4 protein-coding genes are annotated in these 4,158 nt (G+C 70.9%); all 4 read right to left on the bottom strand.

The features are described 5' to 3' along the window. Nucleotides 1-192: 192 nt before the first annotated feature. On the bottom strand, nucleotides 193-792 hold the full coding sequence (locus BFF77_RS29935; protein WP_066956204.1) for a hypothetical protein: 600 nt from the start codon (nucleotides 790-792) through the stop codon (nucleotides 193-195). Next, entirely contained in the window at nucleotides 789-1,910 is a 1,122-nt protein-coding gene (locus tag BFF77_RS29930; RefSeq protein WP_066956201.1) for a ParA family protein, read from the bottom strand. Before BFF77_RS29930 ends, BFF77_RS29935 begins: the two co-directional genes overlap by 4 nt. A 381-nt stretch (nucleotides 1,911-2,291) precedes the next feature. Next, nucleotides 2,292-3,407 carry an alanine dehydrogenase gene (gene ald / locus BFF77_RS29925; RefSeq protein WP_066956197.1) on the bottom strand — a complete coding sequence of 372 codons (1,116 nt, stop codon included), beginning with the start codon at nucleotides 3,405-3,407 and terminating at the stop codon, nucleotides 2,292-2,294. Nucleotides 3,408-3,555: 148 nt separating this feature from the next. Next, the coding region (locus BFF77_RS29920; RefSeq protein ID WP_141698564.1) for a tetratricopeptide repeat protein at nucleotides 3,556-4,158 on the bottom strand (603 nt) is incomplete at its 5' end.

Genomic DNA, 4,158 nt, shown 5'->3' with positions numbered 1-4,158 from the left:
CCGCCGCCCGCTGGGGCGCGGCCCAGGCGTGCCGTCGGCCGCACCGGCGGCCCCCGAGGAGAGCGCCGGGCCCCCCGAGGCCCCCGAGGAGACTTCCGGGCCCGCGCCCCAGCGGGCGGCGGGCGGAAGGAGGAGGCGGCGGCATCGGGGTCCTGGAGGCGGGAGCGGAGGTACTGCCCGCGCAGGCTACCCTCAGCGCCCGCGCAGGCGCCGTACGAGGATGCTCGCGTCGCCGCGTGATTCGAGGTCGGCGAGGACGACAGCGACCGCCTCGCGGACGATCCGGCCGCGGTCCACGGCGAGGCCGTGCTCACCGCGCAGCACCAGCCGCGCGTGCTCCAGGTCCATCAGTTCCTCGGCCGAGACATAGACCGTGATCTTCTCGTCGTGCCGCTCACGTCCGCTGGGCCGGCGGTTGGCGCCCCGCCCCCGGCGGCGCTGCTGGCCGCCGGCCGACGCGGGCCCGGGTCCGCCGGCCTCCTGTGCGCGCCGTCCCTTCACCGCGTTGGCGGCGACGGCGTTGGCGGCCTGCTCCGCGCCCGCCGTACGGCTGCGCGGCGCCTCCGCGGAGTCCGTGCCGGCGGCGGAGTGCTCGTCCGCGGGGGCCGGCGCGGTCGTGGCCGACGCGGTCTGGCCCTGCGCGCCCGGCTCGCCCGCCGGGTCGCTCTCCCCGGCCGGCGCCGGCACCCGCGGCTCGCCGTTGGCGTTCCGGCGCCGCTCCGCGGGTGAGGAGGGCTGGAGCGCCGTCCCCCCGGTCGTACGGAACAGCTCGTCGGCCCCGGGCAGACTCACTCGGCGTGACACCGGGCGAGCACCTCCCTGGCGAGCTGGCGATACGCGGCGGCGCCCACGGAGTTCGAGGCGTACGTGGTGATGGGCTCACCGGCGACCGTGGTCTCCGGGAAGCGCACGGTCCGCCCGATCACCGTGTGGTACACGTGGTCGTCGAAGGCCTCGACGACCCGCGCGAGGACCTCGCGGCTGTGCACCGTACGGGAGTCGTACATCGTGGCGAGGATGCCGTCCAGCTCCAGTTCCGGGTTGAGCCGCTCCTGGACCTTCTCGATCGTCTCGGTCAGCAGGGCCACTCCGCGCAGCGCGAAGAACTCGCACTCCAGCGGCACGATCACCTTGTGCGCGGCCGTCAGCGCGTTCACGGTCAGCAGACCGAGCGAGGGCTGGCAGTCGATCACGATGTAGTCGTAGTCCGCCATGAGCGGCTTCAGCGCCCGCTGGAGCGTCGACTCGCGCGCGACCTCGCTGACGAGCTGCACCTCGGCGGCCGAGAGGTCGATGTTGCTGGGCAGCAGGTCCATGTTGGGCACGGCGGTCTTCAGGAGGACCTCGTCGGCCGCCATGCCCCGCTCCATGAGCAGGTTGTAGACGGTGAGGTCCAGCTCCATCGGATTCACACCGAGACCGACCGACAGGGCTCCCTGCGGGTCGAAGTCGACGAGCAGCACACGCCGGCCGTACTCCGCCAGCGCGGCGCCGAGGTTGATGGTCGACGTCGTCTTGCCGACGCCGCCCTTCTGGTTGCACATCGCGATGATCTTCGCGGGCCCGTGGTCGGTCAGCGGGCCCGGAATCGGGAAGTACGGCAGAGGACGCCCGGTCGGGCCGATCCGCTCACGGCGCTGGCGTGCGGCGTCGGGGGCGAGAGTGGCCGCGTACTCGGGATCCGGCTCGTACTCGGCGTCGGGGTCGTAGAAGTGCCCCTCGGGCACTTCGTCGTAGTCGGCGAATGGAGTGGACTCTCGGCCACCCTCGTTGCCGGCCATGGCGTTCACGTGTTGGCCGTCCATCATCTGGTGGGCTGTCGTCATGTGCTGGTGGGTGGCGAAGGTGCGGACAGCTACGGAGCCGACAGCCTCGAACCCGGACGACGGGCTCTGGCCCCTCACCGGCATTCCTGGTTGACCACCCCCGGGAGTAAATGTCGACTCATTCACAAGTCGTCTTACCTCCTTGGACGGGACCAGGAAACTTATCGATAGGTCAGCGTGGCACCATGCCGACGGTTGGCGACTCTATGGCGTGTCACCGGTCCGCAGCAACACAATCCGCCGGACCCGGCCCGATGTGTCGGCAACGGAACATCCCTCTGTCAAGGGCGCACAAGCCTCTCATCAAGGCATGGCGCACGGCTTTCGCGGCTCGGCGAATCGGTGAAAAGGTTACGTTCGAGGCGAGTTGACCAAGGGTTCGGAGCCGTCCGGGCACACGTCCGGCCGGACCCCGTCGATCAAGGTCCGGCCGCTGGCGTGATGTTGACGCCACAAGTTGACGCATCAGCCCAGAAGCGCGCTCAATTCGGCGTGATCCAGTCCATGGGCCTCGGCCACCTCACGGTAAACCACCTGGCCCTCATGGGTGTTGAGGCCCTTGGCCAGGGCGGGATCGCGGCGCAGCGCCTCGGCCCAGCCGTGGTTCGCGAGCTCCACGATGTAGGGCAGCGTGGCGTTGGTCAGCGCGTACGTGGAGGTGTTGGGCACGGCGCCCGGCATGTTGGCGACGCAGTAGAAGACCGATCCATGGACCGGGAAGGTCGGTTCGGCGTGTGTCGTCGGACGTGAATCCTCGAAGCAGCCGCCCTGATCAATCGCAATGTCGACAAGTACACTTCCGGGCTTCATCCGGGCGACGAGCTCGTTGGTGACGAGCTTCGGCGCCTTCGCGCCGGGGATGAGTACGGCCCCTATGACGAGGTCCGCCTCGACGACCGCGCGCTCCAGTTCGAAGGCGTTGGAGACGATGGTCTGGACCCTGGTGCCGAAGATCCGGTCGGCCTCGCGCAGCTTGTTGATGTCACGGTCGAGCAGGGTCACGTGGAAGCCCATGCCGACGGCGATCTGGGCCGCGTTCCAGCCGGAGACCCCGCCGCCGATGACGACGGCCCGGCCCGCCGCCGTACCCGGCACTCCGCCCGGCAGGACACCGCGGCCGCCGGCCGAGCGCATCAGGTGGTACGCGCCGACCTGCGGGGCCAGCCGGCCCGCGACCTCGGACATCGGGGCGAGCAGCGGCAGCGCCCGGCCCGCGGTCTCGACCGTCTCGTACGCGATGGCCGTGGTGCCCGAGTCCAGCAGGGCGTCGGTGCAGGCGCGGGAGGCGGCGAGATGGAGATAGGTGAAGAGGGTCTGGCCCTTGCGGAGCCGGTGGTACTCCTCCGCGATCGGTTCCTTGACCTTCAGCAGGAGGTCGGCGGCGGCCCAGACCTCGTCCGCGGTGGCCAGGATCCGCGCGCCGGCCGCGCCGAACTCCTCGTCCGTGATCGAGGAACCGACTCCGGCGTTCCGCTCGATGACGACCTCATGGCCCTGGCGCACGAGCTCATGCACACCGGCGGGCGTGATCGCCACCCGGAACTCGTTGTTCTTGACCTCTCGGGGGATACCGACCAACACGGCAGATCACGGTCCTTGGCTCAGGGGATTGCGGGGGCAATGCCAGGGGGACCGGGGCGCGGGGAGGCGCGCACCGGGATACACCGCGTTGAGGTTGCGGCGGATCCAGTCTAATGAAGGATTTCCCGCTGTCTAGCCTTGCAAAGCATTATTCCCCAGCCGTAGCGCTACGGATTTCGTAGGTGTTTCCTTCCGTTTCCAGCAGCCGATCGGCGGTCGCACGATGCAGCCGGGCCGCGGTCGGATCGCCGAGCCGGTCCAGCGTGTCCGCCACCCGGAGCTGAAGCGCGGCCTGGAGCCGTACGTCTCCGGCCAGCCGGGCCCACTCGACGGCCTCCTGGCAGGTCTCCAGCGACTCCTGCGGCCGGCCCGCGTACTCCTGGACCCGGGCCGCCTCGCTCAACGCCCTTGCCTGTGCCGGGAGATCACGCAGCCTCCGGTGGACGGCCACGGCGGCCCGCCAGCTCCGCAGCGCCTCCCCGTAGTGGCCCGCGTAGGTGTGGACGGTGCCGAGCCGGCCGTACAGCCTGGCCTCGTCGGCGCGTTCGCCGCGGCTGAGGCGCTGGGCCAGCGCCCTGCCGTACCAGTCGGCGGCCCGCTGCCAGTCCTGGAGGTCCTGGTACGCGCCGCCCACGGATTCCATCGCGCGGCCGGTCGCGTAGAGATCGTTCGCGGCCCGTCCGGCGTCCAGCGCGGCGCGGTAGCGGGCGAGCGCGTCCTGGGTACGGCCGGTCCGGGCGTCCAGATCGCC

Source organism: Streptomyces lushanensis, from assembly GCF_001700515.1.
GTDB lineage: Bacteria > Actinomycetota > Actinomycetes > Streptomycetales > Streptomycetaceae > Streptomyces > Streptomyces lushanensis.
Note: the sequence above shows the minus strand (reverse complement) of the source record. Positions and strands in the feature narration are given on the sequence as shown.

Coding starts and splice junctions, on each gene's coding strand:
- BFF77_RS29930 (WP_066956201.1), bottom strand. CDS start 1,910: ATGCCGGTGAGGGGCCAGAGCCCGTCGTCCGGGTTCGAGGCTGTCGGC.